We start from the raw sequence: 3,537 nt of genomic DNA on the forward strand, positions 1-3,537 counted from the left end.
GCGAAGGCGTCCTTCAGGCATTGCTCGGTTTTCGAGCCTTTCAATGCGGGCATGTCGGTTCTCCTTGCGTGGGTTGAACAAGCGCTCAACGGGTGCGGGAAGAGGCCTGCATCCGCAGAGACCGGCAAACGTTAGTCCTGGTGAGGAGCTCCGTCTAATTGTTCTGGGCTATGCGCTGGATTGCTCATGACTATCAGATCAACTCCACTGGTAACCAGTGTCAACCTCATCGACAGCCCCGTGGGAAAGCCGCAAACTGGCTTCGATTGTGGGGCATTTCATTACGATAAGGGAAATGCGTTGCATAATGTTGAATCCCAGTCGATCTTGAGGAGACATCCATGAACCCAGTCGCCCTGCCCGCCCCGGCACCGATCCAGCAGTTGCACCACTACGCCTACCGGGCGAAGGACGCGGAAGAAACGCGTCGTTTCTACGAAGACATCCTGGGTCTGCCGCTGTACCACATCATCCAGAGTGACCACGTGCCCAGCACGGGCGAGTACTGCCCTTACACGCACTTCTTCTTCCGCCTGCAAGACGGCTCGTTCATCGCCTTCTTCGACCTGGGCGACGACGAGGCCGCACTGCCCAGCCCGAACACGCCGAAGTGGGTCAACCACATCAGCTTTCGCGTGAACACGGAGCAGGAGCTGGAGAACACCAAAGCGCGTTTGCAAGCCAGTGGCGTGGAGGTGCTGGGTGTGACGGACCATCACATCTTCAAGAGCATTTACTTTTTCGATCCCAACGGCATCCGCCTGGAGTTGACGGCGCAGTTGGCCGACGAGTTCGAGATGCTGGAAGAGAGCAAGACGGCGCACGCGCGGTTGGCTGAGTGGAACGCGCGCAAGGAACAGTGGCGCCGTGAGCGCGCCGAGGGGAAGACGGCTGCGCCGTTGAAGCCGCAGCAGAACGATCGGCCTGAGGTGGTGGGGCGGGCTCCGGCCTGAGTTTTTTGGCGTTGGCGGGGTTCCGGTCTGCGATGACGGGGCGAACGGCTCCGCAAGAAGCACAACGAAACACAAACCAAGGAGCGATGCATGTCCCCGACGACGTACCGCGAAGCGGCACACACCAACAGCTACGAGTTCACCGCAGGCGCAGGCTACGAGCTGCCCGAGTACCCGTTTGTAGAACCGCCCGAACTCCACACCACCACCCTCGTACGGCACCCCGTGGTGATCGTGGGCGGTGGCATCACCGGCCTCACCCTCGCCTGCTCGCTGGCCCGCCTGGGCGTGCGCGCCGTGCTGATCGACGAAGACAACACCGTGGGCGTCAAGGGCGCTTCGTCGCGCGGCATCTGCTACACGCAGAAGTCGCTCGAGATCTTCGAACGCCTGGGGCTCTTTGATCGCATCGCTGCCAAGGGCGTGCAGTGGAGCGTGGGCCGCACCTTCGCCGGTGAAGATGAGGTCTACAGCTTTGATTTGCGCCAGCAAGGCCAGTACCACCTCTCGCAGCAACCGCCCTTCATCAACATCCAGCAGTTCTACATCGAGGGCTTCCTCGTCGAGCGCATCCAGGAGCTCGGCGCCGTGGAGCTGCGCTGGCAGAATCGCCTCACCGCCTTCGAGCAAAACGCCGACTTCGCCACGCTCACCGTGGACACTCCCGCCGGCAGTTACCGCATGGAAGCCGAGCACGTGATCGACGCCACCGGCTCCCACAGCCCGCTGCGCAAATGGCTCAACGTGCCCTTCGACTCGCGCCGAGGCGACGACCGCTGGTGCATCGCCGACGTGCGCTTCTCCACCCACCCCCCCCAGGAGCGCCACACCTGGATCGAAGCCCCGTTCAACGAAAACCGCGCGGTGTGGCAACACCTGATGGCCGACGACGTCTGGCGCATCGACTACCAGATGGCGCCCAACGCCGACCCCGAATACGTGAGCCGCGAGGACGTGGTCCGCGAACGCCTGGCACGCCAGTTCGGACCCGACGTGCAGGTTCAGATCGTCTGGGTCGGACCGTACGCCTACCGCAGCGAGTGCGTGCACGCCATGCGCCACGGTCGCGTGTACCTCATGGGCGACTCGGCCAAGGTGGTCAGTCCGTTTGGGGCACGCGGCGGCAACACCGGCGTGGCCGACGCCGACAACCTGGCCTGGAAGCTGGCTGCCGTGCTCTGCGGCAAGGCCGATGGCGCACTGCTGGAGAGTTACAACGACGAGCGCCTGGACGCCGCGCAGCAGAATGTGTGCGTGACCAACCGCACCGCGCGCTTTCTTCGCCCGGCCGAAGGCACCGAGCGCGTGTTCCGCCAGGCTGCCATCGGCCTGGCCAAACAGCACCCGTTCGCCCGCGCGCTCATCAACACCGGTCGCATGGCCGTGGCCAACCCCTACGCCCGCTCCCGCGCCTGTACCTACGCACCGGCCAGCGCCGCGGGCCAGTCGGTGCAGAACGTGGGGTTTGAATGGGCCGACGGCTCGCAGGGCGACGTGAACGACCTGCTCAACTGGGCCCATGGTGACCTGCTGGTGCTGGTGTTCGGCGACCAGCCGGCCGCCACCCTGCAACGATTGCGCCGCCTGTGCCTGGACGCGCCGGTGCGCAGTGTGCAGGTGCTCGGTGCTGATGGCACCGCGCAGGCGCTGGAGCACGTGCGCGACCCCAAGGGCCACCTGCAAGGCGCCTGCCACGTGTTCGGCCACGCCTGGGCGCTGGTGCGCCCCGACGGCTATCTGGCTGCCACCGGAGAAACCATCAACGCCCAGCTGGTGCGTGCGATCGAACGATCGCTGGGCCTGCGCGGAGACCAACCATGAAAACCAACCCCCACTTCCAGGACGCCGATGCCTTCTACGAACAGCTGCTCGATGCCCACGCGGGCCTCAGCCGCGAAGACTCGGAGCTGCTCAACGCGCGCCTGATCCTGCTGCTGGCCAACCAGATCGGGGATGCAAGCGTGCTGAAAGCGTGCATCGATGCCGCGCGGGAACTGCCCGCCACCCCGGTCTGAAGGACCAGTCGAATAAAATTCGCGGGTTACCCCATTTCCCCTGACGGCATCCTGCGGGATGCCGTTTCCACTTCTGGCGCGCCCCATGACCGACACCCTGAACCAACCCGGCCTGCAATCCCTGGCCAAATCGTTCGAACCCGCTCCGCTCGAAGCCCGCTGGGGCCCCGAGTGGGAGAAGCGCGGCTACGGCGTGGCGGGCTTCCGCGGCACGGGCGCTCCCCAGGCCGACGCACCGTCATTCGCGATCCAGCTGCCACCACCCAACGTGACCGGCACGCTGCACATGGGCCATGCGTTCAACCAGACCATCATGGACAGCCTCACGCGCTACCACCGCATGGCCGGTGCCAACACGGTCTGGGTGCCCGGCACCGACCACGCCGGCATCGCCACCCAGATCGTGGTGGAGCGCCAGCTGCAGGCGCAAGGCATCAGCCGCCACGACATGGGCCCCACACCCGCCGAGGCACGCAAGAATTTCGTGGCCAAGGTGTGGGAATGGAAGGAAGAAAGCGGCAACACCATCACCACGCAGATGCGCCGCATGGGCGACAGCGTGGACTGGA

4 protein-coding genes are annotated in these 3,537 nt (G+C 64.9%); all 4 read left to right on the forward strand.

Annotated features, from left to right (window positions below; genetic code table 11):
- The first annotated feature begins 341 nt into the window (after positions 1 to 341).
- On the forward strand, positions 342 to 953 hold the full coding sequence (locus tag IV113_RS21585) for a VOC family protein (protein WP_291089356.1): 612 nt from the start codon (positions 342 to 344) through the stop codon (positions 951 to 953).
- Positions 954 to 1,043: 90 nt separating this feature from the next.
- Entirely contained in the window at positions 1,044 to 2,774 is a 1,731-nt protein-coding gene (locus IV113_RS21590; protein WP_291089359.1) for an FAD-dependent oxidoreductase, read from the forward strand.
- On the forward strand, positions 2,771 to 2,968 hold the full coding sequence (locus IV113_RS21595; RefSeq protein ID WP_291089362.1) for a DUF2783 domain-containing protein: 198 nt from the start codon (positions 2,771 to 2,773) through the stop codon (positions 2,966 to 2,968). The genes IV113_RS21590 and IV113_RS21595 overlap by 4 nt, the downstream gene beginning before the upstream one ends.
- A gap of 85 nt (positions 2,969 to 3,053) precedes the next feature.
- The coding region (locus IV113_RS21600; protein ID WP_291089365.1) for a class I tRNA ligase family protein at positions 3,054 to 3,537 on the forward strand (484 nt) is incomplete at its 3' end.

The organism is Hydrogenophaga sp. (assembly GCF_018780385.1).
Taxonomy (GTDB): domain Bacteria; phylum Pseudomonadota; class Gammaproteobacteria; order Burkholderiales; family Burkholderiaceae_C; genus Hydrogenophaga.

Bases quoted from the DNA above. Each gene is read 5' to 3' on its own strand.
- IV113_RS21585 (WP_291089356.1), top strand. From the start codon at position 342: ATGAACCCAGTCGCCCTGCCCGCCCCGGCACCGATCCAGCAGTTGCAC.
- IV113_RS21590 (WP_291089359.1), top strand. From the start codon at position 1,044: ATGTCCCCGACGACGTACCGCGAAGCGGCACACACCAACAGCTACGAG.
- IV113_RS21595 (WP_291089362.1), top strand. From the start codon at position 2,771: ATGAAAACCAACCCCCACTTCCAGGACGCCGATGCCTTCTACGAACAG.